The sequence below is a fragment of the Micromonospora sp. NPDC004551 genome (genome assembly GCF_040609975.1).
In the GTDB taxonomy this organism is placed as follows: Bacteria; Actinomycetota; Actinomycetes; order Mycobacteriales; family Micromonosporaceae; genus Micromonospora.
On the sequence record NZ_JBEXLM010000031.1, the window covers coordinates 49,002 to 74,323 of the forward strand.

The 25,322-nt window shown below is 74.0% G+C and carries 23 protein-coding genes; 8 read left to right on the forward strand and 15 right to left on the reverse strand.

The features are described from left to right. Positions 1-25: 25 nt before the first annotated feature. Together ABZW14_RS28110 and dnaE are read right to left on the reverse strand one after the other, a co-directional pair. The gene (locus ABZW14_RS28110; protein ID WP_355352055.1) at positions 26-1,207 is read right to left on the reverse strand and encodes a hypothetical protein; all 1,182 of its coding nucleotides are present in this window, start codon (positions 1,205-1,207) and stop codon (positions 26-28) included. 170 nt (positions 1,208-1,377) lie between these two features. After that, positions 1,378-4,908: a DNA polymerase III subunit alpha gene (gene dnaE / locus ABZW14_RS28115; RefSeq protein ID WP_355352058.1), complete on the reverse strand. Its 3,531-nt coding sequence runs from the start codon at positions 4,906-4,908 to the stop codon at positions 1,378-1,380. A 263-nt stretch (positions 4,909-5,171) separates the two neighbouring features. On the opposite strand from dnaE, the gene ABZW14_RS28120 reads away from it, so the two are divergent. Continuing rightward, positions 5,172-6,983 (forward strand): carbohydrate binding domain-containing protein, encoded by a 1,812-nt coding sequence (locus tag ABZW14_RS28120; protein ID WP_355352061.1) that lies wholly within the window; start codon positions 5,172-5,174, stop codon positions 6,981-6,983. Positions 6,984-7,046: 63 nt separating this feature from the next. On the opposite strand, the gene ABZW14_RS28125 is transcribed toward ABZW14_RS28120, so the two are convergent. Further along, a complete protein-coding gene (locus tag ABZW14_RS28125; RefSeq protein ID WP_355352064.1) occupies positions 7,047-7,553 on the reverse strand; it encodes a helix-turn-helix transcriptional regulator in 507 nt (168 codons plus the stop codon). A 205-nt stretch (positions 7,554-7,758) separates the two neighbouring features. Here ABZW14_RS28125 and ABZW14_RS28130 point away from each other — a divergent pair, with 205 nt between their 5' ends. The 3 genes from ABZW14_RS28130 to ABZW14_RS28140 all read left to right on the forward strand — a co-directional run bounded on the left by ABZW14_RS28130 (position 7,759) and on the right by ABZW14_RS28140 (position 10,191). Beyond that, a complete protein-coding gene (locus ABZW14_RS28130) occupies positions 7,759-8,811 on the forward strand; it encodes a helix-turn-helix domain-containing protein (protein WP_355352066.1) in 1,053 nt (350 codons plus the stop codon). A 91-nt stretch (positions 8,812-8,902) separates the two neighbouring features. Further along, on the forward strand, positions 8,903-9,244 hold the full coding sequence (locus ABZW14_RS28135) for a PadR family transcriptional regulator (RefSeq protein WP_355352069.1): 342 nt from the start codon (positions 8,903-8,905) through the stop codon (positions 9,242-9,244). Beyond that, positions 9,241-10,191 carry a permease prefix domain 1-containing protein gene (locus ABZW14_RS28140; protein ID WP_355352072.1) on the forward strand — a complete coding sequence of 317 codons (951 nt, stop codon included), beginning with the start codon at positions 9,241-9,243 and terminating at the stop codon, positions 10,189-10,191. Before ABZW14_RS28135 ends, ABZW14_RS28140 begins: the two co-directional genes overlap by 4 nt. Before the next feature lie 52 nt (positions 10,192-10,243). Here ABZW14_RS28140 and ABZW14_RS28145 read toward each other — a convergent pair whose 3' ends face one another. Then, positions 10,244-10,813, reverse strand: coding sequence for a GNAT family protein (locus ABZW14_RS28145; RefSeq protein ID WP_355352075.1), 570 nt, complete (start codon positions 10,811-10,813; stop codon positions 10,244-10,246). 154 nt (positions 10,814-10,967) lie between these two features. Between ABZW14_RS28145 and ABZW14_RS28150 the strand changes: the two genes are divergently transcribed. Beyond that, positions 10,968-11,507 (forward strand): RNA polymerase sigma factor, encoded by a 540-nt coding sequence (locus ABZW14_RS28150; RefSeq protein WP_355352078.1) that lies wholly within the window; start codon positions 10,968-10,970, stop codon positions 11,505-11,507. Beyond that, positions 11,500-12,063 carry a hypothetical protein gene (locus ABZW14_RS28155; RefSeq protein ID WP_355352080.1) on the forward strand — a complete coding sequence of 188 codons (564 nt, stop codon included), beginning with the start codon at positions 11,500-11,502 and terminating at the stop codon, positions 12,061-12,063. The genes ABZW14_RS28150 and ABZW14_RS28155 overlap by 8 nt, the downstream gene beginning before the upstream one ends. A 9-nt stretch (positions 12,064-12,072) precedes the next feature. Here ABZW14_RS28155 and ABZW14_RS28160 read toward each other — a convergent pair whose 3' ends face one another. Further along, on the reverse strand, positions 12,073-13,479 hold the full coding sequence (locus tag ABZW14_RS28160; RefSeq protein ID WP_355352083.1) for a serine/threonine-protein kinase: 1,407 nt from the start codon (positions 13,477-13,479) through the stop codon (positions 12,073-12,075). 186 nt (positions 13,480-13,665) lie between these two features. Between ABZW14_RS28160 and ABZW14_RS28165 the strand changes: the two genes are divergently transcribed. Beyond that, a complete protein-coding gene (locus ABZW14_RS28165; protein WP_355352086.1) occupies positions 13,666-14,259 on the forward strand; it encodes a hypothetical protein in 594 nt (197 codons plus the stop codon). A 68-nt stretch (positions 14,260-14,327) separates the two neighbouring features. Here the strand turns inward: ABZW14_RS28165 and ABZW14_RS28170 are convergent, their stop codons facing one another. The 7 genes from ABZW14_RS28170 to pgsA all read right to left on the reverse strand — a co-directional run bounded on the left by ABZW14_RS28170 (position 14,328) and on the right by pgsA (position 20,399). Then, positions 14,328-15,077 carry a YebC/PmpR family DNA-binding transcriptional regulator gene (locus ABZW14_RS28170; protein ID WP_189196256.1) on the reverse strand — a complete coding sequence of 250 codons (750 nt, stop codon included), beginning with the start codon at positions 15,075-15,077 and terminating at the stop codon, positions 14,328-14,330. 247 nt (positions 15,078-15,324) lie between these two features. Continuing rightward, the gene (gene pdxT / locus ABZW14_RS28175; protein WP_355352089.1) at positions 15,325-15,984 is read right to left on the reverse strand and encodes a pyridoxal 5'-phosphate synthase glutaminase subunit PdxT; all 660 of its coding nucleotides are present in this window, start codon (positions 15,982-15,984) and stop codon (positions 15,325-15,327) included. 55 nt (positions 15,985-16,039) lie between these two features. Next, the gene (pdxS, locus tag ABZW14_RS28180; protein ID WP_355352092.1) at positions 16,040-16,957 is read right to left on the reverse strand and encodes a pyridoxal 5'-phosphate synthase lyase subunit PdxS; all 918 of its coding nucleotides are present in this window, start codon (positions 16,955-16,957) and stop codon (positions 16,040-16,042) included. A gap of 135 nt (positions 16,958-17,092) precedes the next feature. Further along, complete coding sequence (locus ABZW14_RS28185; RefSeq protein ID WP_355352095.1) at positions 17,093-17,596, reverse strand: hypothetical protein; 504 nt, start codon at positions 17,594-17,596, stop codon at positions 17,093-17,095. Positions 17,597-17,678: 82 nt separating this feature from the next. Beyond that, positions 17,679-18,839 carry a glycosyltransferase family 4 protein gene (locus ABZW14_RS28190; RefSeq protein ID WP_355352098.1) on the reverse strand — a complete coding sequence of 387 codons (1,161 nt, stop codon included), beginning with the start codon at positions 18,837-18,839 and terminating at the stop codon, positions 17,679-17,681. 13 nt (positions 18,840-18,852) lie between these two features. Next, positions 18,853-19,782: a phosphatidylinositol mannoside acyltransferase gene (locus ABZW14_RS28195; RefSeq protein ID WP_355352101.1), complete on the reverse strand. Its 930-nt coding sequence runs from the start codon at positions 19,780-19,782 to the stop codon at positions 18,853-18,855. Further along, complete coding sequence (gene pgsA, locus ABZW14_RS28200) at positions 19,779-20,399, reverse strand: phosphatidylinositol phosphate synthase (RefSeq protein ID WP_355352104.1); 621 nt, start codon at positions 20,397-20,399, stop codon at positions 19,779-19,781. Before pgsA ends, ABZW14_RS28195 begins: the two co-directional genes overlap by 4 nt. Before the next feature lie 251 nt (positions 20,400-20,650). Here pgsA and ABZW14_RS28205 point away from each other — a divergent pair, with 251 nt between their 5' ends. Continuing rightward, complete coding sequence (locus tag ABZW14_RS28205; protein WP_355352107.1) at positions 20,651-22,813, forward strand: elongation factor G-like protein EF-G2; 2,163 nt, start codon at positions 20,651-20,653, stop codon at positions 22,811-22,813. A 63-nt stretch (positions 22,814-22,876) separates the two neighbouring features. Here the strand turns inward: ABZW14_RS28205 and ABZW14_RS28210 are convergent, their stop codons facing one another. From ABZW14_RS28210 to ABZW14_RS28220, 3 genes are all read right to left on the reverse strand, one after another. Next, positions 22,877-23,935 carry an aldo/keto reductase gene (locus ABZW14_RS28210; RefSeq protein WP_355352110.1) on the reverse strand — a complete coding sequence of 353 codons (1,059 nt, stop codon included), beginning with the start codon at positions 23,933-23,935 and terminating at the stop codon, positions 22,877-22,879. Positions 23,936-24,035: 100 nt separating this feature from the next. Continuing rightward, a complete protein-coding gene (locus tag ABZW14_RS28215; protein ID WP_355352113.1) occupies positions 24,036-24,656 on the reverse strand; it encodes a hypothetical protein in 621 nt (206 codons plus the stop codon). Positions 24,657-24,703: 47 nt separating this feature from the next. Beyond that, positions 24,704-25,216 (reverse strand): HIT domain-containing protein, encoded by a 513-nt coding sequence (locus ABZW14_RS28220; RefSeq protein WP_355352119.1) that lies wholly within the window; start codon positions 25,214-25,216, stop codon positions 24,704-24,706. Positions 25,217-25,322: the final 106 nt, after the last annotated feature.

Here is a 25,322-nt window from a genome sequence, read left to right on the forward strand (position 1 = left end):
CGCGGACGCCCCGGCCGGGGCGGTCCTACCGGATGTTCCCGGTGTGCCCCAGCGAGTAGCGGCCGGGCTGCGGCCAGATGGTCAGGCCGTGCGGTCCCCGGCCGACCGGTATGCGGGCCAGCAGCTTGCCGGTCTCCGTGCTCAGCACGTACACCTCGTCGTGGTACCGCCCGGAGAGCCAGAGCTGCTTGCCGTCCGCCGAGAGGCCGCCCATGTCCGGACTGCCGCCGCCGGGGATCCGCCAGGTCGTCCTGGGTTTCAGGCCGGCCAGATCGAGTACGGTCACGCTGCCCTCGTCCCGGTTGGTGACGTAGGCGAGCGTGGCCTCGCGGTTGAAGTAGATGCCGTGGGCGCCCCGGCCGGTGCGGATGAACCCGGTCTGCCGGGTGGCCCGGCCGTCGAAGACGTACACCCCGTTGGCGTGCATGTCCGCGACCAGGAAGTGCTGCCCGTCGGGGGTGAGCCGGGTGTCCTGGGGCATGCCGTCGGCCGTCTCGGTGAGCCGGAACTCGCGCAGCTTGCGGAGGCTCGCGGTGTCCAGCACCAGCATCCGGTTGGCGAACTCGCAGCTGAACAGCATCGTCCTGCCGTCGGCGGTGTAGTCCATGTGGTTGATGCCGCCGCACTCGGGGAACCGGACCGACCGCACCCGCTGCCAGGTCTTCACGTCGTAGAAGTCCAGCCGCTGGTACGCCTCGGCGACCACGATCGCCTGCTTGCCGTCGGGCGTGAAGTAGAGGTTGTAGACGTCGTCGAGCTTCCGGAACGGGCCCGGCCTGCCGGTCCGCGCGTCGATCGGGACCAGGCCGCCCCGCGGGATCTGGCTGGATGCCACGTAGAGGGTGCGCAGGTCGTAGGAGGGCACCACGTGCTGCGGCTCGGGGCCGCCAGGGAACTTGTCCACCACCTTGTAGGTAGTGGGGTCGATCACCCAGACGTCGTTGCTCTTGGTGTTCGGCACGTAGACCAACGGCCGGTCGCCGCGGACCTGGGCGGCGAGCTGGTCGGCGCCGGCCGCCGCGTACACGTTTCCGGCCGCCGGGTACGTCGGCATGCCCGCCACCAGCGGCCCGAACGTCCCATCCGGCGAGGCCGCGGCGGACGGGCTGGTCAGCGCCTCCGTGGTGGGTTCCCGGACGGTGCAGGCGACGAGCCCGGCCGACAGGATCAGGACCGGCACGGCGGCCAGCAACTGCCTACGGGACATTTCCCCACGATAACGACAAATACCCGCCTGATCGGCGAGAGTCGCCAACCCTCGGCACCCGGCGGTCGCTGTTGCCGCACGATCGCGCCCGGCCCCGGAGGCATCGGCCTCGTGCCGTCGGCGGGGCCACCACCTCCCGGACTGAGTGCGATCCTGGCGGGCGCCGGCGGTCAGCTCACATTGGCCGGGCCGAGGACGCTCTTCAGGTCGCCCATCAGCGCGGTGGTGGCGGCCACCCGGAACGGGCCCAGGCGCAGCGTGGTGGTCTTGCCGCCGTTGAGCAGCTTGACGTGCACCTCGGTGTCGCCCGGGTGCAGCACCAACGTCTCCTTGAGCTTCTCCACCAGCGGCGGCGTGCAGCGGTGCACCGGGATGGTGAGGGTGACCGGCTTGTTCGCCGGGTTGCTGCTGATGTCGGGCATCTGCATGTCCATCGCCATGATCCGCGGCGTGTCGTCGCGGCGGTCCACCCGGCCCTTCACCACCACGATGGCGTCCTCGGCGATGTACTGCCCGATCACCTCGTAGGTGTTGGGGAAGAACAGGGTCTCCACCCCACCGGCCAGGTCCTCCAGGGTGGCCGACGCCCAGGCCCGGCCCTGCTTCGTGACCCGGCGCTGCACGCCGGAGAGGATGCCGGCCAGGGTGACCACCGCACCGTCGGGTACGCTGCCCTCCTCGGAGAGCGCGGTGATGGTGGTGTCCGCCGCCGCGCCGAGCACGTGCTCCAGCCCGAAGAGCGGGTGGTCGGAGACGTACAGGCCGAGCATCTCGCGTTCGAAGGCGAGCTTGTCCCGCTTGTCCCACTCCCCCTCGGCGATGACCGGCATCACCGTGGTGCTGCCGGTGTCCACGTCGCCGAAGCCGGCGCCGAAGAGGTCGTACTGGCCGACGGCCTCCTTGCGCTTGACGTCGGCGTACGCGTCGATGGCGTCCGCGTGCACGGCGAGCAGGCCCTTCCGGCTGTGGCCCAGCGAGTCGAAGGCGCCCGCCTTGATCAGCGATTCGATGGTCTTCTTGTTGCAGGCGACCGCGTCCACCTTGGACAGGAAGTCGTAGAAGTCGGCGTAGTCGCCCTTCTCCTCGCGGCACCGCATGATCGCGGCCACCACGTTCGCGCCGACGTTGCGCACGGCGGCCAGGCCGAAGCGGATGTCCTCGCCGACCGGGGTGAACGGCCCGGCCGAGGTGTTGACGTCCGGCGGAAGGACCTGGATGCGCATCCGGCGGCACTCGGAGAGGTAGAGCGCCATCTTGTCCTTGTCGTCGCCGACGGAGGTGAGCAGCGCCGCCATGTATTCCGCCGGGTAGTGCGCCTTGAGGTACGCGGTCCAGTACGACACCAGGCCGTAGGCGGCGGAGTGCGCCTTGTTGAACGCGTAGCCGGCGAACGGGACGAGGACGTCCCACACGGCCTGGATGGCCTGGTCGGAGTAGCCGCGCTCGCGGCACCCGTCCCGGAACGGGATGAACTCCTTGTCGAGGATCTCCTTCTTCTTCTTGCCCATGGCGCGGCGGAGCAGGTCGGCCTGGCCGAGGCTGTAGCCGGCGAGGATCTGCGCGGCGCGCTGCACCTGCTCCTGATAGACGATGAGGCCGTAGGTGGGGGCGAGGATCTCGCGCAGCGGCTCCTCCAGCTCCGGGTGGATCGGTGTGATCTCCTGGAGGTTGTTCTTGCGCAGCGCGTAGTTGGTGTGCGAGTCCACGCCCATGGGGCCGGGCCGGTAGAGGGCCAGCACGGCGGAGATGTCCTCGAAGTTGTCCGGCTTCATGAGCCGCAGCAGCGAGCGCATGGGCCCGCCGTCGAGCTGGAACACGCCCAGCGTGTCACCGCGGGCGAGCAGCTCGTAGGCCGCCTTGTCGTCCAGCGGCAGGCCCAGCAGGTCCAGCTCCTTGCCGTGGTTGAGCTGGATGTTCTTGACCGCGTCGTCGATGATCGTGAGGTTGCGCAGGCCGAGGAAGTCCATCTTGAGCAGCCCGAGCGACTCGCAGGTCGGGTAGTCGAACTGCGTGATGATGACGCCGTCGGAGTCCCGCCGCATGAGCGGGATGTGCTCGATGATCGGCTCGGCGGACATGATGACGCCGGCGGCGTGCACGCCGGTCTGCCGGATCAGGCCCTCGATGCCCTTCGCCGTCTCGATGACCTTCTTGACGTCCGGGTCGGACTCGTAGAGGCCGCGGATCTCGCCCGCCTCCGCGTAGCGCGGGTGCTTCGGGTCGAAGATGCCGGACAGCGGGATGTCCTTGCCCATCACGGCCGGGGGCATCGCCTTGGTGATCCGGTCGCCCACCGCGTACGGGTAGCCGAGCACCCGCGCCGAGTCCTTGATCGCGGCCTTCGCCTTGATGGTGCCGAAGGTGGCGATCTGCGCGACCTTGTCCTCGCCCCACTTGTCGGTGACGTAGCGGATCACCTCGCCGCGCCGGCGCTCGTCGAAGTCGATGTCGACGTCCGGCATCGAGATGCGCTCGGGGTTGAGGAACCGCTCGAAGATCAGGCCGTGCGGGATCGGGTCCAGGTCGGTGATGCCCAGGGCGTACGCGACCAGCGAGCCGGCGGCCGAGCCACGGCCCGGGCCGACCGCGATGCCCTGGCTCTTCGCCCACTGGATGAAGTCGGCGACCACGAGGAAGTAGGACGGGAAGCCCATCTGGATGATGACGCCCAGCTCGTACTCCGCCTGGACGACGTGCCCCTCCGGGATGCCGTTCGGGAAGCGGCGCTTCAACCCCGCGAAGGTCTCCTTGCGGAACCAGGACTCCTCGGTCTCCCCCTCCGGGATCGGGAACCGCGGCATGAGGTTGTGGAACTCGAACATCCCGGCCGGGTCGACCTTCTCGGCCACCAGCAGGGTGTTGCGGCAGCCCTGCTGCCACAGCTCGGACGAGTCGACGGCGCGCATCTGCTCGGCCGACTTGACGAAGTAGCCCCCGCCCTCGAAGCGGAACCGGTTGGGGTCGGCGACGTTGCTGCCGGTCTGCACGCAGAGCAGCACGTCGTGCGCCTCGGCCTGCGCCTCGTGGGTGTAGTGCGAGTCGTTCGTGACCACCGGCGGGATGTCGAGCTTGCGGGCGATCTCGGTGAGCCCGTCGCGGACCCGGCGCTCGATGTCGAGGCCGTGGTCCATGATCTCCAGGAAGTAGTTGTCCTTGCCGAAGATGTCCTGGTACGCGGCGGCGACCTTGAGCGCCTCGTCGAACTGGCCGAGCCGCAGGCGGGTCTGCACCGCGCCCGAGGGGCAGCCGGTGGTGGCCATGATGCCCTCGGCGTGCTCGGCGATCAGCTCCATGTCCATGCGGGGCCACTTGACGTAGTGGCCCTCCATGGAGGCGCGCGAGTTGAGCTTGAAGAGGTTGTGCAGGCCGTCGCGGTTCGCCGCCCACATGGTCATGTGGGTGATGGCGCCGTTGCCGGAGACGTCGTCGCTCTTCTGCTCCGGGCGGCCCCACTTGACCCGCTGCTTGTGGAAGCGCGACTCCGGCGCCACGTACGCCTCGACGCCGAGGATCGGCTTCACCCCGGCGGCCATGGCCTGCTTGTAGAAATCGTTCGCGCCGTGCATGTTGCCGTGGTCGGTGATCGCCACCGCCGGCATGCCGAGCCGCGCGGCCTCGGCGAAGAGGTCCTTGAGCCGGGCCGCCCCGTCGAGCATCGAGTACTCGGTGTGTACGTGCAGATGCGCGAACGAATCGCCCATGCGTGGCGCCCCCCCGGTCGTGGTCATGGGTCGGTCAGCTCACCCTAGCCCCGCGCCGGCGACGACCTCCAGCGGCCGCGCGGGGCGGACCGCCGGGGGTGGTGTGGATCTCCCCGGCCGACGGCGCCGGGGCCGGCCCACCGAGGCCCTGTGCGGATTGGTTCCGCACCCCTGTTCGGCGGCGGTGAACAGGGCGGACATCCCTACGGTCAGCCGGTCCCCGGCGGCTGACCACGCCGCCTCCACCGTCCGGAGGGATCTCCATGAAGCCACCCCTGGCCGCACGCCGCGGCGGACGCCGGCGGCTGCTGCGCCGGATCTTCGGCGCGGCACTCGCGACCGCGCTGGCGGTCACCCTGCCCGCCACGCTGCGGCCGGCCCCGGCCACCGCCGCGACCGGCGATCTGATCATCAACGGTACGTTCGACCACGGCAGCACCGAGCCGTGGTGGACGCGACTGGCCGCGACCCGCACCACCGTGGAATCCGGCCAGCTGACCATTCGGACCGCCGGCCCGCAGGCGGCTCCCCACACCTGGGACGACCTGGTCGGGCACTTCGAGTTCGGGGTGACCGCCGGGCAGCGCTACCGGCTCCGGTTCGACGCGGCGGCGAGCATCGCCCGTGATGTCCGCGTCTCGGTCTCGCGGGTCGACAGCCCATACACCTCCGCCGTCGACCGCACGGTGGACCTCGACGGCACGACGCGGCGCTTCTCGTTCGACTTCGTCTCCCCGTTCGGTGACCCGAAGGCGGTGCTGCTGTTCCACCTCGGCGCCCGGCCCGCCGCCACCGTACGGCTGGACAACGTCTCGCTCGTGCCGCTGCCCGCCGACCCGGCGACGGACCCCGTCCTGTACTGGGATGAGGTGCTGACCCAGACGTTCCGGGCGGTGGACCGGCAACCCACGGTGATCGCCCGCGAGGCCGCCATCATGCACGCGGCGATGCACGACGCGGCCGTCTCCGTCACCGGCGTCGGGCAGCCGTACCGGGTCCGGGTGCCGGTGCGGTACCCGGGCACCCTCGACGACGTGACGGCGCCGTCGCTGCACGCCGCGGTCGACCGGGCCGCGTACACGGTGCTGACCGCCCTCTACCCGGGCCGGTCGTTCGCCGCCGCGTACGACGGGGCCGTCGCCCGCCGGCCGTCGGCAACCAACTCCGACGAGGTGAGCCGGGGCGAGTCGGTCGGCACGGCGGCGGCCGAGGCCAACCTCTCGGCCCGGGCCGCCGACGGCTCGGCCGACGCGGACGACCCGCCCTACCAGCTCGACGGGGTGCGGGGCTCCTGGCGGCCGACCGAGGGCCGCCCGGCCGGGACCCCCAACTGGGGTCTGGTGACACCGTTCGCCCTGACCTCCGGCCGGCAGTTCCGTCCCGGTCTGCCCGCCGGCGCCGCCAGCTACGAGGCGCTGCTGGGCACGGCCGAGTACCAGAGCCAGGTGCAGGAGGTACGCGACTACGGCGGGCGGGTGTCGGCCGCGCGCACGCCCGAGCAGACGCAGATCGCCTTCTTCTGGGCCAACGACCTGGGCGGCACCTACAAGCCGCCGGGCCAGCTGCTCACGCTCACCCGGACGGTGGCGGTGCAGCGCCAGCTCGGCATCCTCGCCAACGCCCGGCTGTTCGGGCTGGTCAGCCTCGCCCTCGCGGACGCCGGCATCGCCGCCTGGGACGCCAAGTTCCAGACCCGGATCGACCTCTGGCGCCCGGACACCGCGATCGACGACCTCGGCGACGCCGGCTGGGAGCCGCTCTCGCAGGACCGGGCGGGCATCTCCTTCTCCCCCTCGTTCCCGGCGTACATCTCGGGGCACGCCACGTTCGCGGGCGCCTGGTCGGCCGTCATGCGGCGCTATTTCGGCACCGACGCGATCGCGTTCGACGCCACCACCGACGACCCGAATGCCCAGGGCGTCGTCCGCCGGATGACCGGGTTCGACGCGGCGGCCCGGGAAGACGCGATGAGCCGGCTCTACCTGGGGGTGCACTACCGCTTCGACGCCGACGCCGGCCTGGCCACGGGCCGGTCGGTCGGCGAGTACGTCTACGCGAACCAGCTGCGCCCCTGACGTCGGGGACCGCCGCGACGCCCCACCCGGCCGGCTGCCGGGTGGGGCTTCCCGCGCGCCACGTCACCCCCCTGGCGCACACCGGCGACGTTGGCATCCCCTGGCGCATCCGGATCCACCGCGCCGCCGTACGGCCAGCACGCCCGCCGCGCCGGCCAGCACGCCAACCGCACAGGCCACCACCACACCCGCGGCGCGGCGTTGCGGCCCCGCGTCGTCGGGCGGTACGCCCTCGCGGCGGGACGACGCCACCAGGCGCGTCTGGTCCGGCCGGGCCGCCTCGGCCAGGCGCGTCTCGATCTCGTTGCGTTCCGCCAGCCAACGCCGCGCCTCCGCATCCGGCGTGCCGCACGCCGCGAGCAACGCCAACACGACGCGTTCGTGGGGCAGGGTGACACGGGCCAGGGCGGCGGCCAGGGTGCTGGGTGGCAGCCAGTGCCCGGCGGCGGTCGCGCGCCGGGCTATCTCCCGGTACGTGAGCCCGGAACCCTGCCGGAGCTGACGCAGCGCCGCCACGTACTCCCCCGGCGTCGCCGCGCCGGACGGGCACGCCGGAACGACCTCGGTCATCGGTACCTCCCCCATGAAGTGGCACACCTGCGGCCGGCACTGCGGCTCGCGGAGCCTCACGGTAGGTAGCACGATCGTGACCGGCAATGCCCTCGGCGGGGCGCGAGGCCATCGGCGCTGGTCAACCCCGCGTGTCCGGGTTTCTGTCCGGATCGTCGGACAGCGGCGCCGATGGCCCGCCCCGTCACTGCCGCAGAATGATCAGATGGATCACGGGGAATATCAGCTCGACCGGATCACCGACCCGGCCGGCTTCCTGGCGGCGCTGCGCACGCTCAAGGAACGGTCCGGCCTCACCTACCGGCAGTTGGCGCAGCGGGCCGCCGGCAACGGGGACGTCCTGGCCCGCAGCACGATCGCCGACGTCCTGAACCGGGACACCCTGCCCCGCCCGGAGGTGGTGGCCGCCTTCGTCCGCGCCTGCGGCCAGGGCGACCTCGTCGCCGCGTGGCTGCACGCCCGGGACCGGCTCGCGGTCGCGGCGCTCGTCCCCGCTCCGCCCGCCCCCGGCTCCGCGCCGTCCGCTTCCGATCCCACGCGGTCCGTACCCGGCACCGCGCCGCCCCCGCCCGGTCCGGAGGCGGACGCCGGCGGTCCGACGCCCCCAAGCCGCCCGGACCCGGCCCCCGGCGGCCGGGGCCGGAACCTCGTCCGAGGGCTGCTCGCGCTCGCCGCCGTGGCCGTGACCGTCGCCGTGGGAACCGGCGTCTGGCTCGCCACCCCCGGGTCCGGCGTCGGCGACGACCCGCCGGTCGCGCGAACCGCGACGAGCACCGGAGCCGCCCCGCCGGCCGGCCGGGTCCGCATCCGGCCGGCCCGCACTCCCCAGCTCTGCCTGAGCGAAGGGCGCGACCGTACGGGGGCGTACCGCAGCGAGATCCTCGTCCAGCGGCTCTGCGAGGGCGCCACCCCGCCGGAGACGTTCCTGGAGCCGGTGGGCGACGGCTACTTCCTCACGTGGCGGCACCCGGTCAAGGGGTCCGGTTGCCTCACCGTCCGCGGCGACTCCCCCGGCATGTTCCTGCTGGAGCCGTGGGACGACTGCGACGCCCGGCATTTGGAGCAGGTGTTCCGGTTCGAGGCGTCGACGGACGGGGCGTACCGGATCCGCTCGGCCCGGGAGGGTCTGTGCCTCGGGATCCGCGACGACACGACCGCCCCGGCGGAAGCGGCACTGGCCGAGCCGTGCGCGGACCGCGACGACCAGCTGTTCCTGGTGGATCCGCTCGGTCCGGCGGCGACCGCCGCCACGGGCTGAGCCGTGGTCGACGCCTTCCTCCACAGCGTTGTGTGCGGCACGATGCTGTAGGACTGGACAATGGTGTGTGGCGCACAGTATCGTGTGACGCATGGTCACCGACGAGATCCTCCGGACCCACCTCCAGGAACTGCGTCGGGGCACCGTCGTGGTGGCGAGCCTGGTCGCCCTGCGCCGTCCCGACTACGGCTACGCGCTGCTGCAACGGCTCACCGGCCACGGTTTCCCGGTGGACGCCAACACGCTCTACCCGCTGCTGCGCCGCCTCGAGGAACAGGGGCTGCTGACCAGCGAGTGGAACACCGAGGAAAGCCGACCGCGCAAGTTCTACCGGACCAGTGACGAGGGCGAGAGCGTGCTCCGGCGGCTCCTCGACGACCTTGCCGCCGTCCAGACCTCTCTCACCAGCCTGATCGAAGGAGTGGAGCGATGAGCTCGCTGACCGACCGTTACCTCGCCGCGACCCTCCGGACGGTGCCGGCCGCCCGGCGCGCCGAGATCGAGACCGAGCTGCGCGGCTCGATCGAGGACATGATCGACGGCCGCCGCGCCGACGGCCGGGACGCCGACACCGCCGAACGCGAGGTCCTCACCGAACTGGGCAACCCGGCGCAGCTCGCCGCCCGCTACGCCGACCGGCGCCTCCAGCTCATCGGCCCGGCCTACTACCTGGCCTGGGAGCGGCTGATGAAGCTGCTGCTCAGCTTCGTCCCGGCCACCGTGGGGATCATCGTCGGCCTGCTGGAGGCCACCGACGGGAAGAACCCCGGCGGCGCGGTCGGCGAGGGCGTCGCCACCGCCCTGCAGGTCGCGGTCCAGATCGCCTTCTGGGTCACGCTGGTCTTCGCGGTGCTCGAGCGGACCAACACGTCGCTGAACCTGCCGGCGTGGAGCGTCGACGAACTCCCCGAGGTGCAGGCCAACCGGCAGATCACCCTGGTCGACGTCACCGCCGCGATCGGCTGGCTGGTGCTGGTCATCGCGTACCTGCCGATCCAGCACTTCCACTCGTTCGTGCCCAGCGGCGACGACGGCAACCTGCCGATCCTCGACCCGGCGCTGTGGAGCTTCTGGCTGCCGTTCCTCATCGCCGTGCTCGTCGCCACCGTCGGCGTGGAGATCGCCAAGTACCGGGCCGGGCGCTGGACGTGGCCGCTGGTCGCCGTGAACGCGGTGCTCGACCTGGCGTTCGCGGTGCCGGTCGTCTGGCTGATGTCGACCGACCGGCTGCTCAACCCCGACTTCGTCGACCGCTTCACCTGGCTCGGGCGCGAGGAGAACCTGAACACCATCGCCACGATCGTGGTGGCCGGCACCGTCCTGGTCGTGGTCTGGGACATCGTCGACAGCGCGATCAAGGCCTACCGCAACCGGCACTGATCCCGGCGACCGTCGCGGCCCGGCACCCTCGCGGGTGCCGGGCCGCGCCGCGTCAGGCGCCGGCGGGCCGGGCCCGCCACTCCCGGGCGAGCAGGGCGTACACGGCCTCGTCCGTCCACTCGCCCTTGACGAACTCGTTCTCCCGCAGGTGCGCCTCGCGGCGCATGCCGAGCCGCTCCAGCACCCGCGCCGAGGCGGCGTTCCGGGCGTCCAGCCGGCCGACGATCCGGTGCAGCCCGAGGCCGTCGAAGCCGAGCCGCAGCATCTCCCGGGCCCCCTCGGTGACGTACCCCCGGCCGGTGTGCGCGGGGTGCGCGACGTAGCCGATCTCGCCCTGCCGGTGCTCCCCGCTGGTCCAGCTGAGCAGCACGTCGCCGACGAACTCGCCGGTCTCCGCCAGGACGAGGGCCAGGTTGAGCACGTCACCCGGCGCCCGCAAGGCGGTGCGCCGCACCATCCGCTCCACCGCCGCCCGCGCGGCGGCGTCGTCGTACGGCTCGTGGTAGAGGAACCGGGTGACCTCCGGCCGGCCACGGTAGTCGCGGAGAACGGCCAGGTCGTCGAGGGTGAAGGCGCGTAACAGCAGGCGGTCGGTGCGCAGCGGCAGGTCGGGAACGAGCATGCCGGCAGGGTACGGGCGCCGCGCCCGGCCGGTCAGCCCGGTTTCCCGGCGGGCGGCCCGGAGTTGCGTCGGCTGCCGGACTCGTCCGGGGGCGTCCGGGCGGCGGCGGGCATAGCCTGGAGGCCCGGCCCCCCGGCGAGCACTGGACGAGCTGATGCCTCTCCCGGACGGTACCGACGAGCTGGCCCGGTCGGCCGCGCGCGGCGACCCGCGGGCGCTCGACGCGCTGCTGGTCGTCGTGCGGCCCGAGGTGCTGCGCCAGTGCGCCCGCCTGCTGCCCCACCGGCAGGACGCCGAGGAGGCCTGCCAGGACGCGCTTCTGGCACTGGCCCGGGGGATCACCCGGTTCGAGGAGCGGTCGTCGTTCCGCACCTGGCTCTACCGCCTCACCGCGAACCGGGCGCGCTCCACCTACCGGGTACTGCGCCGGCGCTGGCAGCTCGAGGCCGGCGGCGTGCCGCTGCCCGACCCGCCCGATCCGCGGCGGACCAGCGTGGTGGCCGGCACCCGGATCGACCTGCTCGACGCGCTCGACGCGGTTCCGCCCGAGCTCGCCGAGGCGGTGACCCTGCGGGACGTGCTCGGGCTGAGCTACCGCGAGATCGCCGGCCTGCTCGACCTGCCCGAGGGGACCGTCAAGTCCCGGATGCACGAGGCCCGCCGGCAGGTCCGCCAGCGGATGTCCGATGGCTGAGCCGCCACGCCGCGAGGAGGTCCGCGCCACGCACCGGGCCCACGGACCGGGAGCCGCCGCCCTCGCCGCCCTCGCCGTCCTCAGCGGGGTGCCGGGTTGCGCCGACCGCCCGGTCTCGCCGTTGCCGGTCCGGCCACCGGCGCCCGCGGCCACCACCGTCGGCGCCGCCGCGCCGCCCACCACGGCCGCTCCCGCCCCGGCGCCGTCGACGGCCGCGCCGCCGGGCCGGAGCCCCGCGCCGCCCCGGAGCCGGACAGCCCGACCGACCGCGTCGACGTCGGCCGCGCTGCCGAGCGCGTGTCTCGGCGCGGTGCGCTACGACCTGGTCCTCGCCGACACCGAGCTGGCACTGCTGAAGTCGCTCTGTTTCGCCACCGGCGGGGTGCTGCGCATCCGGGGCATCGGGCCGGGTCAGGTCACCGTGGACCGCGAGGATCTCGTGTCCCGCAGCTACGAGGCCGGAGTGGTGGACATCCGGTTCCTCCGGACCGGCACCGTCGTGGTCACCATCCCGCAGGACGGCAGGGCGTACCCGGTCACGGTCGTGGTGGTCTGACCGGGCGGCCTACCGGACCCGCACCCCGGCGAGCAGGGTGTCGACGAAGTCCGTGCCGCTGCCCGGCGGCGGGGTGAGCTGCACGTAGAGCAGGCCGGCCGGGCCGGCAGTCCGCGCGGCGGCCTCGACGATCAGCGGCCGGCCGGCGGGGCAGGCGAACGCGGCGACCACCCAGTCGACGCCGCCCTGCCGGGTGCGTCGCAGCGGCGCCGCGGCGCAGTCCGCGTGCGGGCGTTCGGCGAGGAAGCCCTCCGGCGTGGTGCGGCGGGCCGTGCCGGCGGACAGTCCGACGAACGCGCCGGGCACCCCCGGATCCGCTGCCCAGCGGTCCGGGTCCGGCGAGACCACCAGCGCCGGTTCCAGTTCACCGTCCTCGGCGTACTGCCCCGCCCAGCCGGTGCCGCCGGCCCGCCAGCCGGCCGGCAGGGCGACGGTGAGCGGCCCGCTGCGTCCGATGGCGCCGCTCGGGGCGTGCCCGGCCGCGTCGCCCGCGGTGGCGCCCAGGGCGGCGAGCACCAGCGCGACCGCCGCCGAGGCGGTGAGCCGCCGCCCGCGGCGCCGGGGCGCGGCACCACCGGACGGCCCGTCGGTGGTTGCCGCAGCCCGCCCGGTGGGTGCCGTCGCGGCGTGCCGGAGGGCCGCGCGGAACGCCGTCGCGTCCGGGTAACGGTCGGCCGGCCGCGCCGCGGTGGCGGTACGGAGCACCGCGGCCACCCCCGGCGGCACGCCGACCCGCAGCCGTGGCAGGGCCCTCCCGGCACGCCGGTCCTCCCGGACGGGTGCCGGCAGCGTGGCGTCGCCGAGCAGCCGGAGCCCGAGGCGCCCCAGCCCGAACACGTCCGCACGGGTGTCGACGACGGCGAACGGGTCGTCCTGCTCCGGCGCCATGTAGCCGGGGGTCCCCGCCCGGGCGGTCAGCCCGGAGGCGGCGGCGAGCGCCTTGGCCAGACCGAGGTCAGCGATGAGCACCCGCTCGTGGCCCGACCCCGACCGGAAGAGGATGTTGCCCGGTGTGAGGTCACGGTGCACCACCCCGTGCCGGTGCAGCACCGCGACCCCCGCCGCGATCTCGTCGAGCAACGTGACGGCGTCGGCCACCGGCGGCGTGCCACCGGCCAACCGGTCCCGGAGGCTGCCGCCGTCCGCCCAGGCCAGCACGGCGTACGGACGGCCGTCGGGCAGTTCGCCCACGGCGTGCACGCGGACCAGGCGGTCGTGGTCGAGCCGGCGCAGCAGCCGCGCCTCGTCCAGGAATCGTTCCCGCACCCGCAGGTCGTGGCTCCAGTTCTCGGCCAGCACCTTGATCGCCACCCGGCCGTCGAGCGCCGGGTCGTACGCGAGCCAGACCGTCGCGAAGGAGCCCGCTCCGAGCAGCCGCTCCACCCGGTAGGCCCCGATCCGCGTCGGCGCGGTCACCGCATCACCTCCGCCGATCGCCACCCGGCCGCCGTTCCCTCGACGGTAGACGCCGCACCCGGCCGGCGGCTGTCCCGACGGCGTCGCCTCGCGGTGGTGCGGCGGGACGGTCGGCAACCCGACGAACCGAACCGGCCCGGCCGGAGACCAACAGGGCAAGGAGAAGCCAACGGAAGGAGACCCGCCATGAACCGTCTCTCGTCCACCGTCCTCACCGGGTTGCTGGCCCTGGCCGCCGCCGTCCCGGTGACCGTCGCCGCGCCGATCTCCGCCGCTGGATCGGCGGCCGGGACGACCGCTGACCGGGCGCCGACGGGCGGCCGGGCGGCCCTCGCGGCGGTCGAGGTGCTCAGCGTCGGGGGCGCCGGCCCGTACCGGATCGGCGCCCGGCTGGACCGGCTCACGGCGGCCGGCCTGATCGACTGGACGGTGCCCGGCTGCACCGGGGTGCTGACCGCCGGCGCGACCGGGGCCCGGGCCGGGGTGATCCTGCTGGCCTTCCGGGACGGCCGGCTGGTGTCGGTGGGCACGGCCACCGTCCCGCCCCGCTCCCCGGCCGGCGCGTCGGTCGGCATGTCCTTCGGCGACCTGGAGCGCATCTACGGGCGGCGCGGCGGACTGATCCGCAACGACGCCGGTGACGCCGAGGCGTACCTGGTGCGGTTCGGGTCCCGGGTGGAGCTGTTCACCGGCCACCCGATCCGCCCGGGCGTCGGCTGGTACGAGGCCGGGCTGGCTTCCCACGTCGAGCGGGCCTTCCGGCAGGGGGCGTCCTGCTGAACGGGGCCGGAGACGACGTCGCGCCGGGCGACCAGGTCGCCCGGCGCGACGCGCGTACCGCGGTCGGGTCAGCCGACGGCGGCCATCACCTCGTCGGAGACGTCGAAGTTGGCGTAGACGTTCTGCACGTCGTCGCAGTCCTCGAGCACGTCGATCAGCTTGAAGATCTTGCGGGCCCCCTCCTCGTCCAGCGGCACGTTGACGCTGGGGATGAGGGAGGACTCGGCCGACTCGTACTCGATGCCGGCGTCCTGGAGCGCGGTGCGGACCGGGATGAGGTCGGTCGGCTCGGAGACCACCTCGAACGCCTCACCGAGGTCGTTGACCTCCTCGGCGCCCGCGTCGAGCACGGCCATCATGACGTCGTCCTCGGTGGTGCCGGCCTTCGGGACGATTACCACGCCCTTGCGGGAGAACATGTACGACACCGAGCCGGCGTCGGCGAAGGAGCCGCCGTTGCGGGTGAGCGCGGTGCGCACCTCGGTGGCCGCGCGGTTGCGGTTGTCGGTGAGGCACTCGATGAGCAGGGCGACACCGTTCGGGCCGTAGCCCTCGTACATGATCGTCTGGTAGTCGGCGCCGCCGGCCTCCAGCCCGGAGCCACGCTTGACCGCGCGGTCGATGTTGTCGTTCGGGACGGAGTTCTTCTTCGCCTTCTGGATGGCGTCGTAGAGGGTCGGGTTGCCGGCGGGGTCCCCGCCGCCGGTCCGGGCCGCGACCTCGACGTTCTTGATCAGCTTGGCGAACATCTTGCCGCGCTTGGCGTCGATGACGGCCTTCTTGTGCTTGGTGGTCGCCCACTTTGAGTGGCCGGACATCTCATACCTCCGTCTGTTGACTCACGCCTGCGTCGACTGTCCGCGCCCGCGCCGAACCGGGACCGCCGGGCGGTCGGCTGGGGGGCGGCGGCGGGCGGTGAGCCCTGCCGAACCGCCGCAATCCTACCGAGGTGGCGTCCCCGCATGTCACACCCGCACCCGGGGCGGGGCCGGCGCCCCCGCCCGTGGCGACCGGAACCGACCCGGAGGAATGCCGCGAGCAGGCGGAAAACGGCGCGCGTGCGGGTCAGGCGGCGGACCGGACGAGGTCCACGAAGTAGCGGTGCAGCCGCAGGTCGCCGGTGAGTTCCGGGTGGAAGGAGGTGGCCAGCAGGTGGCCCTGCCGCACCGCGACGATCCGCTCGGCGGCCGGGCCGGACGACGACTCCAGCTCGGCGCGTCGGACGCCACGCTGCGACCTGGCGTCGTCGTCGGTGACCCGGCCGAGCACCTCGACGCCCGCGCCGACCCGCTCGACCCAGGGGGCCCGGATGAAGACCGCGTGGAACGGCCCGCCCTCGACCCCGGTGACCTCCACGGGCGCCTCGAACGAGTCGACCTGCCGGCCGAACGCGTTGCGGCGGACGGTCATCTCGATGCCGGCGAAGCCGCGCTGGTCGGGACGGCCGTCGAGCACCTCGGTGGCCAGCATGATCATGCCGGCGCAGGACCCGTAGACCGGCATGCCGCCGCCGATCCGCTTGTCGATCGGCTCGCGCATCTCGAAGATGTCGGCGAGCTTGCTCATGGTGGTCGACTCGCCGCCAGGGATCACCAGACCGTCGACCGCGTCCAGTTCTGCCGGGCGGCGCACCGGACGGGCGTCCGCGCCGGCCCCGGCCAGGGCGGCCAGGTGCTCGCGTACGTCGCCCTGGAGGGCGAGCACACCGATGACGGGTTCGGTCACTCCGCGCTCCTCTCCCTCGTCGGACAGGGCCCGCCCGGGCCCCGTCCGGTCACCGTCACCAGCCGCGCTCGGCCAGCCGGTGCGGCTGCGGGATCTCGTCGACGTTGATGCCGACCATCGCCTCGCCCAGGCCGCGGGAGACCTTGGCCAGCACGTCGGGGTCGTCGTGGAAGGTGGTGGCCTTCACGATGGCGGCGGCACGCTGGGCCGGGTTACCGGACTTGAAGATGCCCGAGCCGACGAAGACGCCCTCGGCGCCGAGCTGCATCATCATGGCCGCGTCGGCCGGGGTGGCGATGCCGCCCGCGGTGAACAGCACGACCGGCAGCTTGCCGGTCTCGGCGATCTCCTTGACCAGCTCGTACGGCGCCTGCAGCTCCTTGGCGGCCACGAACAGCTCGTCGGCCGGCAGGGACTGGAGCCGGCGGATCTCCCGGCGGATCTTCCGCATGTGGGTGGTGGCGTTGGAGACGTCGCCGGTGCCGGCCTCGCCCTTCGAGCGGATCATGGCGGCGCCCTCGGTGATCCGGCGCAGCGCCTCGCCCAGGTTGGTCGCGCCGCAGACGAAGGGGACGGTGAAGGCCCACTTGTCGATGTGGTTCTCGTAGTCGGCCGGGGTCAGCACCTCGGACTCGTCGACGTAGTCGACGCCGAGGGACTGGAGGACCTGCGCCTCGACGAAGTGGCCGATCCGGGCCTTGGCCATCACGGGGATGGAGACGGCGTTGATGATGCCGTCGATCATGTCGGGGTCGCTCATCCGGGAGACGCCGCCCTGGGCGCGGATGTCGGCGGGCACCCGCTCCAGCGCCATGACGGCGACGGCGCCGGCGTCCTCGGCGATCTTGGCCTGCTCGGGGGTGACCACGTCCATGATCACGCCGCCCTTGAGCATCTCGGCCATGCCGCGCTTGACACGGGCGGTGCCGACGACCGGGTTGGCGTCGGTGTTCGGGGAGGTGGATTCGGGCACGGGTCATCGCTCCTTGGACGAGCTCGGGGGTGGCTGCGAGAAGGCTACGACGGGGACAACGCCGGTCCGACAGCCAATCAGACCCCCGGTGGCCTGCTCTGTGGCCGGCGTCACCAGGGGTTCCGCCCCGCCCGCTCAGCCGGTGGTGACGTCCGCCCGGGGTGTGAGCGTGGGGTCGTCGACGTCGAAGTAGCGGGGCCACTCCCGCCCACGCCCCATCCGGAGCAGGCGGACCAGCGGGCGGCTGCGGGCCGCCCGGGCGTCGCGGACCAGATCGGTGTGCACCTGCCGGGCCAGGGCCAGCCGCCGGCTGGCCGCGATCACCGCATCGCAGACCGGGTCCTCGGGATCCAGCTCGACCGTGCGCAGTTGCCGCGTGAGGTCGTTCTCCGCGGCCTCCCGCTCCTCGCCGACGGCGTCCAGGGCGATCCGGGCGGCCGAGTACAGCTCCACGCCGTAGTGCTGCTCGGCCAGCACGGCGGCGGCGGCCGCGCGGCGCAGCAGGTGCGCGTCGAGCGCCCGGGCCGCCGACTCCGCGCGGGCCTGCAGCCGCTCGACCCGGCCGGCGGTCCAGATCAGGTACGCCGAGACCAGCCCGAGCACCAGGGCCCCGCCCACCACCCACCACATGCCCGGCATCGTAGTGCTGCTCCTCATCCCGCCCGGCCGGCGCGGGCACCGGTCGACGCGCTCGTCACAGCGGCCCCACCGGCCACCGGGTTCAGCCCAGCCCCGCCCACTCCTGATCCATGACCCGGCCGTCGGTGGCCTCGATCGCCGCTGCGTATACCTCCAGAACGCGGCGGGCAACCACGGGCCAGTCGAAATTCGCCACCACCTGGTCGCCGCAGGCGGTCAGCGCGGTCCGCTGCCCCGCGTCGTCGAGCAGGTCCGACAGGGCAGTGCGCAGCGCTTCCGCGTCGCCGGTCGGGAAGAGCCGGCCGGCCCGCCCGCCATCGAGCACCCGGCGGAACGCGTCCAGGTCGCTGGCCACGACGGTGGTGCCGGCGGCCAGCGCCTCGGTGAGGATCATCCCGAAGGACTCCCCGCCGGTGTTCGGTGCGACGTAGAGGTGCAGGCTGCGCAGCATGCGAGGTTTGTCCGCCTCGGAGACCATGCCGAGGAAGGTGACGCGGTCCCGCAGCCCGGCCGGGAACTGGTCGTAGAGGTCGTCGGCGTCGCCCGGCCCGGCGACCAGCAGGCGCAGCCCAGGGCGGTGCGGGGCGAGCGCGACGAAGGCGTCCCGCAGGATCGGGAAGCCCTTGCGCGGCTCCGTGAACCGGCCCAGGAAGCCGAGCGTCCCGCCGCTGCCCGGGTCGCACTCCCCCGGCCAGCCGGGCAGCGGTTCGACCCCGGCGAACTTCGCCACCGCCACCCCGTTGGGGATCTCCACGGCGCCGCCGTCCATGTGCTCGACCTGGACCTTGCGGGCCAGCGCGCTCACCGCGATCCGGGCGGTGATCCGTTCCAGCAGGATCTGGAGCACCCCCTGCGCGGCGGAGAGCACCCGCGACCGGGTCATCGCGGTGTGGAAGGTGGCGACCACCGGGCCCCGGGCGCAGAGCACGGCCAGCATCGACAGGCTGGGGGTGAGCGGCTCGTGCACGTGCAGCACGTCGAAGTCGCCCCGGGTGATCCAGCGCCGCACCCGGGCCGTGGAGACCGGGCCGAAGGCGATCCGGGCCACCGAGCCGTTGTACGGCAGGGGCACCGCCCGGCCGGCCGACACCACGTACGGCGGCAGCGCCGAGTCCTCGTCGGCGGGGGCCAGCACGCTCACCTCGTGGCCGAGCCCGAGCAGCGCCTCGGCCAGGTCCATGACGTGGTTCTGCACCCCGCCCGGGACGTCGAAGGAGTACGGGCACACGATGCCGATCCGCATTGCGCCCGCTCCCTCAGATCGTCCCGGTGGTGGCCGGCGGCTGCGGCAGGGCCCCGTCGGCGCGCTGGTCCAGCCACATCCGCTGCAACATGTGCCAGTCTTCCGGATGCCGGGCGATACCCGCCGCAAGACCGTCGGCAATCCGCTGGGTCACGGCGCGCACCCGGGCGTCCAGCGGGGCGCTGCCCTCCTCGGGCAGCTCCAGCGGGCCCTCGAGGGCGGCGCGGGCGCCGTCCGGCTCGAACCACAGCGAGGCCACGTAGAGCGGCGCGCCCGTGCGGACGGCGAGCAGGGCCGGGCCGGGCGGCATCCGGGTCCGGCCGCCGAAGAACTCCACGTCCACGCCCCGGGCGGAGAGGTCCCGGTCGGCGAGCAGCGGCACCACGGCGCCCGCCCGCAGCCGGTCCAGCAGCACGTCGAACGCCGGCCGGTCACCGCCGGAGGTGGGCAGGATCTCCATGCCGAGGCTCTGCCGGAAGGCGAGGAAACGCTCGTAGACGCCCTCCGGCCGGAGTCGCTCGGCGACCGTGGTGATCGGCCAGCCCTTGGCGGCCACCCAGGCGCCGGCGGCGTCCCAGTTGCCGGCGTGCGGCAGCGCGACCACCGCACCCCGGCCGGCCGCCACGTCGGCGGCCAGCTTCTCCTCGCCGTCGAGGCGGAAACCGGCGAGGATCTGCTGCCGGCTCAGGCTCGGCAGCCGGAACGCCTCCAGCCAGTACCGGGCGTAGGACCGCAGGCCGGCGCGGACCAGCGCGTCCAGCTCCGCCTCGGGCAGGTCCGGGCCGACCACCCGGCGCAGGTTGGCGCGCAGCCGCCGCGTACCCCTGCCGTTGCTCCGGTGGGCGCGGTCGGCGCCCGCCCGGAAGGCGGCGGCGACCACGGGCCGGGGCAGCGCGCGGACCAGGCGCCAGCCGGCGACGTAGCCCGCCTCGGTGAGGTTCACTCCCGGCCGACCAGCTGCGCCTGCCGGTACACGTGGGCCATCCGCTGCCCGACCGTGAAGATCGAGACGGCGGCGAGCAGCCAGAGCGCGATCTCCAGGGCCGGGCCGACGCCGAGGCCGGTGAGCAGGCCGCCCACCCCGACGATCAGCAGTCGCTCGGTGCGCTCGGCGATGCCCACGTTGCAGGTCATCCCGAGCCCCTCGGCGCGGGCCTTGACGTAGGAGACGAGGCCACCGGCGGCCAGGCAGAGCAGCGCGGCGGCGACGCCGGAGTGGTTCTGCTCGGTGGCCAGCCAGTAGGCGACCGCGCCGAAGACCGCGCTGTCGGCGATCCGGTCCATGCTCGAGTCGAGGAAGGCACCGAACCGGGTGGAGCCGCCGCTCATCCGGGCCATCGTGCCGTCGAGCAGGTCGGTGAGCGCGAAGACCGTGACGATCAGCGCGCCGGCGACCAGGTGGCCGCGGGCGCCGAAGCCGAGCGCGCCGACGAGCACGCCGACGGTGCCGGTCACGGTGACCGCGTTGGGGGACACGCCGGCGCGGAGCAGACCGCGCGCGACCGGCTCCACGACGCGGGTCATCCCCGCGCGGGCCGTCACTTGGAAGATCTTCGCCATGGCGGTCCCACGATAACGGCCGGCAGCGGCCGGGAACACAGCCGGTCGTCCCGACCCGCCAGGCGCTCTTGTGCCGGCCCGGTTACGGGTGTGAGATCGAGCGTGGAAGGTGAGCCAGCTCACCGGATCACCCGTCCGCCCATCCGTCGTTCAGGAGATCACCGGAAGATATCGCCGCGGTGCCCGCCCGGGCCGCTTCCCCGTCGCACGCGGCGGTCGCCACCACCACCGGTTGAGGGAGGTGCGCCGCGATGGCGCAGAAGAATCAGGAGAAGGGTGTCACCGGCGGCGCGCCGGTGGTGACCGAGCCCGGCAGGGTTCGCAACGTGGTGCTCGTCGGGCACTCCGGAGCGGGCAAGACGACGCTGGTCGAGGCGCTGCTCGCCGCGAGCGGCACGATCGGCCGGGCCGGCAGCGTCACCGAGGGCACCACCGTCTGCGACCACGATCCCGCCGCCGTGCGCCAGCAGCGCTCGGTGAGCCTGGCCTGCGCCCCGCTGCTGCACCGCGACGTCAAGGTCAACCTCCTGGACACCCCCGGGTACGGCGACTTCGTCGGCGAGCTGCGCGCCGGGCTGCGGGCCGCCGACGCGGCGCTGTTCGTGGTCTCCGCCGTCGACGGCATGGACGCCGCGACCGCCGCGCTCTGGGAGGAGTGCGCCGCGGTGGACATGCCGCGCGCCGTCGCGGTGACCCGGCTGGACCACCCGCGCGCCGACTTCGACGAGGCGGTGGCGCTCTGCCAGCGGGTCTTCGGCGACAACGTGCTCCCCCTCTACCTGCCGATGCTGGGCGACGACGGCGAGTCGGTCGCCGGCCTCATGGGGCTGATCACGCGGCGGGTCTTCGACTACTCCCAGGGCCTGCCGGCGGCGGTGCGCGAGCCGGACCCGGAGCACCTGCCGGCCATCCTGGAGTCCCGCAACGAGCTGATCGAGGGGATCATCGCGGAGAGCGAGGACGAGACCCTGATGGACCGCTACCTCGGCGGCGAGGAGATCGGCACCGAGGTGCTCATCACCGACCTGGAGACCGCGGTCGCCCGCGGCCACTTCTACCCGGTGGTGCCGGTCTGCGCGGAGACCGGGGTCGGCCTGGACGCGCTGCTCGACGGCCTGGTGGCGGCGTTCCCGTCGCCGCTGGAGCACGAGCTGCCGGCGATCACCGGCGTCGACGGCTCGCCCCGGCCACCGCTGGCCTGCGATCCCGACGGGCCGCTGGTCGCCGAGGTGGTCAAGACGACGGTGGACCGGCACGTCGGGCGGGTCTCCCTGGTCCGCGTCTTCTCCGGCACGCTGCGCCCCGACCAGGTGGTCCACGTCTCCGGTCACGGCATGGCCGAGCGCGGTCACCCCGACCACGACGCCGACGAGCGGGTCGGCCACATCTACAGCCCGCTCGGCGCGACCCTGCGCGAGGTGGCGACGGCGGTGGCCGGCGACATCTGCGCGATCACCAAGTCGGGCAGCGCGGAGACCGGCGACACCATCTCCGCCAAGGAGGACCCGCTGCTCATCGCCCCGTGGGAGATGCCGGAACCGCTGCTGCCGGTGGCCATCGTGGCGAAGAGCCGGGCCGACGAGGACGCGCTGGCCCGCAACCTGGCCCGGCTGGTGGCCGGCGACCCGACGCTGCGGCTGGACCGCAACGCCGAGACCCACCAGCTGGTGCTCTGGTGCATGGGCGAGGCACACGCCGACGTGGTGCTCGACCGGCTGCGCGCCGGCGGGGTGGAGCTGGAGACCGAGCCGGTGCGGGTGGCGCTGCGCGAGACGTTCACGACCGCCGCCAAGGGCCACGGCCGGCACGTCAAGCAGTCCGGCGGCCACGGCCAGTACGCGGTCTGCGACATCGAGGTCACGCCGCTGCCCCGGGGCGCCGGCTTCGAGTTCGTGGACAAGGTGGTCGGCGGCGCGGTGCCGCACAACTACATCCCCTCGGTGGAGAAGGGCGTCCGGGCGCAGATGGAGCGCGGCCTGGTCGGCGGCTACCCGGTGGTGGACCTGCGGGTGACCCTCTTCGACGGCAAGGCGCACAGCGTCGACTCCTCCGACGCGGCGTTCCAGACCGCGGGCGCGCTCGCCCTGCGGGACGCCGCCGAGAAGGGGCAGCCGACGCTGCTGGAGCCGGTCGACGAGGTGACCATCCGGGTGCCCGACCCGTCGGTTGGCGCGGTGATGGGCGACCTGTCCGGCCGCCGCGGCCGCGTCCTCGGCACCGAGCCGGACCCGGAGGCCGAGGGCCGCACCCTGGTCCGTGCCGAGGTCCCCGCCACCGAACTGCTGCGCTACGCGGTCGAGCTGCGCTCGATGACCGCCGGCACCGGCACCTTCCGCCGCGAGTTCGCCCGCTACGAGCCGATGCCCGCCCACCTGGCCGAGCAGGTCCGCAAGGAGGCCGGCGCCCGGTCCTGACCGCGCCACCGGCCGGCCCGAGCGCCGGACCGCCTCGGCCCGCCCGCCCCGGCGGGCCGCGGGTCAGGGGCGGGCGGCGGGGAGCGGTGGCATCGGCCAGTGCGGGCGGTCGGCGTCGCGCAGGGCGGCCGCGCGCAGGGCCGCCAGCTGCCGCTCCACCTCGGCGAACTGGTCGGGGGCGAGCGGGCCGCGCTCCAGCGCCGCGGCGTTCTCCTCCACCTGGGCGACCGTGCGGGCGCCGGGGATCGGCACGGCCCGGCCGCTGCGCGCCCAGATCCAGCCGAGCGCGCCCTGGACCAGGGTCCGGCCGTCGGCGGTCAGCGCGCCACGCACGGCGGCGACCCGGCGCAGCCACTCCGGGGCGGGCCGGCCGCTGCGGAACCACTCCAGCCAGTTCGGCGCGGTGCCGCGCACGTCGTCGCGGGGCAGCGTGGACTCCGGGGTGTACTTGCCGGTGAGCAACCCCATCCCGAGCGGACCCCGCGCCAGGCCGGCCAGGTCGTGCTTCTCGCAGACGGCCAGCATGGCCGGGGCGTCCCGCAGCACCGACAGGCTGTGCTGCACGGCGGCGGCGCCCCGGGCGGCCTGCGCGAAGGCGGCGGCCCGGTCGGCCCGGTCGGTGCTCCAGCCGTACGCCCGGACCAGGCCGTCGGCGACCAGGTCCTCCAGGGCGCCGATCAGCGCCTCGGCCCGGGGCACCGGCAGGTCGGCGAGGTGCAGCTGGTAAAGGTCGATCCGGTCGGTGTCCAGCCGGCGCAGGGAGTCGACCACCGCCCGCCGCAGGTACTCCGGCGAGGCGTCCTCCCCGGTGGCCTGCCGGGTCCGCTCGTCGAAGGTGTAGCCCCACTTGGTGGCGATCACCGCCTCGTCGCGCCGGCCCGCGAGGGCCCGCCCGAGGATCCGCTCGCCGTGCCCGGCGCCGTAGGTGTCGGCCGTGTCGAACAGCGTCACCCCGAGGTCGAGGGCGCGGCGGACCGCCCGGATCGACTCGTCGTCGTCCACGGCGCCCCAGCCCAGCGGCCGGCTGCCCTCGGCCCACGGGCCGCCGATCGCCCAGCAACCCATCCCCAGGGCGCTGACCGCGATGCCGCTGCGGCCCAACGGCCGCGTGCTGACTGCCATCGCCGCATCCTGCCACCTCGCCGGGGCCCGTGGGCGGCTTCGTCACCCCGGGTGCCGGGCCACCCGGCGGACGGTCAGGGTCCGCCGGGCCGGCGGGCGGTCAGCGGGCGTACGCCAGCAGCACCGGGTCGGCCTGTCCCGCCCAGGCGCCGGTCAGCCGGGCCGGCGCCGGAGCCTCGGCCGGGACCGGACGGCGGACCAGGGCCAGCTCCACGCCGCCGGCGCGGATCAGCGTCGGCTCACCGTCGACCACCTCGTCGACGGTGCCGAGCGCCGGCGGGTTGGCGGTCCGGGTGCCGGCCAGGGTCATGCTCGGGGCGCGGACCTCGCGCCGGCCGTCGACCTCGAAGTACTCCTCCGCCTGGCCGGCGTCGGCGAGGACGGCGGCGGCCAGGGCCGGCGCGTAGACCGGGTCGCCGCAGGCGTCGTACACCCAGCGCCGGCCGAGCACGGAATGCTCGGTGTTGCCGACCAGCCACCGCTCGGCGCCGGCCAGCGGCCCGGCCCGGTAGGTCAGCGGCACCTGGAGGACCGGCCCGTCGCCGGCCCGGACCAGGATGGTCTCGATGCCGACCTCGCCGGCCGGGTCGTCGAAGCGGTAGGCCGCCACGCGGGTGACCTCCGCGCCGGGGGTGCCGGCGAACCAGGGCCGGCCGGGTAGCCAGGCGGCGATCAGGTCGAGCTTCGAGGGGCGCACATCCGCGCGGTGCAGCAGGGCCATGCCCAAGATCGTACTGTCGGGCGCGGGCCGGCGTGCGCCCGCCGCCGTCAGGCCGGCCAGGCCTTGGCCAGCAGGTCCCGGGTGTCGGCGAGCAACTGCGGCAGCACCTTGGTGCGGCCGATCACCGGCATGAAGTTGGCGTCGCCGCCCCAGCGCGGCACCACGTGCTGGTGCAGGTGCGCCGCGATGCCCGCGCCGGCCACGCCGCCCTGGTTCATGCCCAGGTTGAAGCCGTGCGCGTTGGAGACGTGCCGGACGACCCGCATGGCGTCCTTCGTGAACGCGGCCAGCTCGGCGGTCTCCGGCGCGTCCAGCTCGGTGTAGTCGGCCACGTGCCGGTACGGGCAGACCAGCAGGTGCCCCGGGTTGTAGGGGTAGAGGTTGAGCACCGCGAAGACGTGCTCGCCCCGGGCCACCACGAGGCTCTCGTCCGGCGGCAGGCCGGGTGCGAGGCAGAACGGGCAGCCGGTCGGCTTCTCGTACCCGCCCGCGGGCCGGTCCTCGCCGGAGATGTAGGTCATCCGGTGCGGCGTCCAGAGCCGCTCCAGCCCGTCCGCCAGTCCGTTGTCGCCGCCGCTGCCGGCGCCGTCGAAGTGCCGTTCCGCCCCAGTCACACGCCGATCCTACGGTCACCGCGGCGGGTCCGGCCGGGTCGGCCGGACCCGC

Excerpts from the sequence above, each read along its gene's own strand:
- ABZW14_RS28110 (WP_355352055.1), bottom strand. The coding sequence starts at position 1,207 with ATGTCCCGTAGGCAGTTGCTGGCCGCCGTGCCGGTCCTGATCCTGTCG.
- dnaE (WP_355352058.1), bottom strand. The coding sequence starts at position 4,908 with ATGGGCGATTCGTTCGCGCATCTGCACGTACACACCGAGTACTCGATG.
- ABZW14_RS28120 (WP_355352061.1), top strand. The coding sequence starts at position 5,172 with ATGAAGCCACCCCTGGCCGCACGCCGCGGCGGACGCCGGCGGCTGCTG.
- ABZW14_RS28125 (WP_355352064.1), bottom strand. The coding sequence starts at position 7,553 with ATGACCGAGGTCGTTCCGGCGTGCCCGTCCGGCGCGGCGACGCCGGGG.
- ABZW14_RS28130 (WP_355352066.1), top strand. The coding sequence starts at position 7,759 with ATGGATCACGGGGAATATCAGCTCGACCGGATCACCGACCCGGCCGGC.
- ABZW14_RS28135 (WP_355352069.1), top strand. The coding sequence starts at position 8,903 with ATGGTCACCGACGAGATCCTCCGGACCCACCTCCAGGAACTGCGTCGG.
- ABZW14_RS28140 (WP_355352072.1), top strand. The coding sequence starts at position 9,241 with ATGAGCTCGCTGACCGACCGTTACCTCGCCGCGACCCTCCGGACGGTG.
- ABZW14_RS28145 (WP_355352075.1), bottom strand. The coding sequence starts at position 10,813 with ATGCTCGTTCCCGACCTGCCGCTGCGCACCGACCGCCTGCTGTTACGC.
- ABZW14_RS28150 (WP_355352078.1), top strand. The coding sequence starts at position 10,968 with ATGCCTCTCCCGGACGGTACCGACGAGCTGGCCCGGTCGGCCGCGCGC.
- ABZW14_RS28155 (WP_355352080.1), top strand. The coding sequence starts at position 11,500 with ATGGCTGAGCCGCCACGCCGCGAGGAGGTCCGCGCCACGCACCGGGCC.
- ABZW14_RS28165 (WP_355352086.1), top strand. The coding sequence starts at position 13,666 with ATGAACCGTCTCTCGTCCACCGTCCTCACCGGGTTGCTGGCCCTGGCC.
- ABZW14_RS28170 (WP_189196256.1), bottom strand. The coding sequence starts at position 15,077 with ATGTCCGGCCACTCAAAGTGGGCGACCACCAAGCACAAGAAGGCCGTC.
- ABZW14_RS28185 (WP_355352095.1), bottom strand. The coding sequence starts at position 17,596 with ATGCCGGGCATGTGGTGGGTGGTGGGCGGGGCCCTGGTGCTCGGGCTG.
- ABZW14_RS28190 (WP_355352098.1), bottom strand. The coding sequence starts at position 18,839 with ATGCGGATCGGCATCGTGTGCCCGTACTCCTTCGACGTCCCGGGCGGG.
- pgsA (WP_355352104.1), bottom strand. The coding sequence starts at position 20,399 with ATGGCGAAGATCTTCCAAGTGACGGCCCGCGCGGGGATGACCCGCGTC.
- ABZW14_RS28205 (WP_355352107.1), top strand. The coding sequence starts at position 20,651 with ATGGCGCAGAAGAATCAGGAGAAGGGTGTCACCGGCGGCGCGCCGGTG.
- ABZW14_RS28210 (WP_355352110.1), bottom strand. The coding sequence starts at position 23,935 with ATGGCAGTCAGCACGCGGCCGTTGGGCCGCAGCGGCATCGCGGTCAGC.
- ABZW14_RS28215 (WP_355352113.1), bottom strand. The coding sequence starts at position 24,656 with ATGGCCCTGCTGCACCGCGCGGATGTGCGCCCCTCGAAGCTCGACCTG.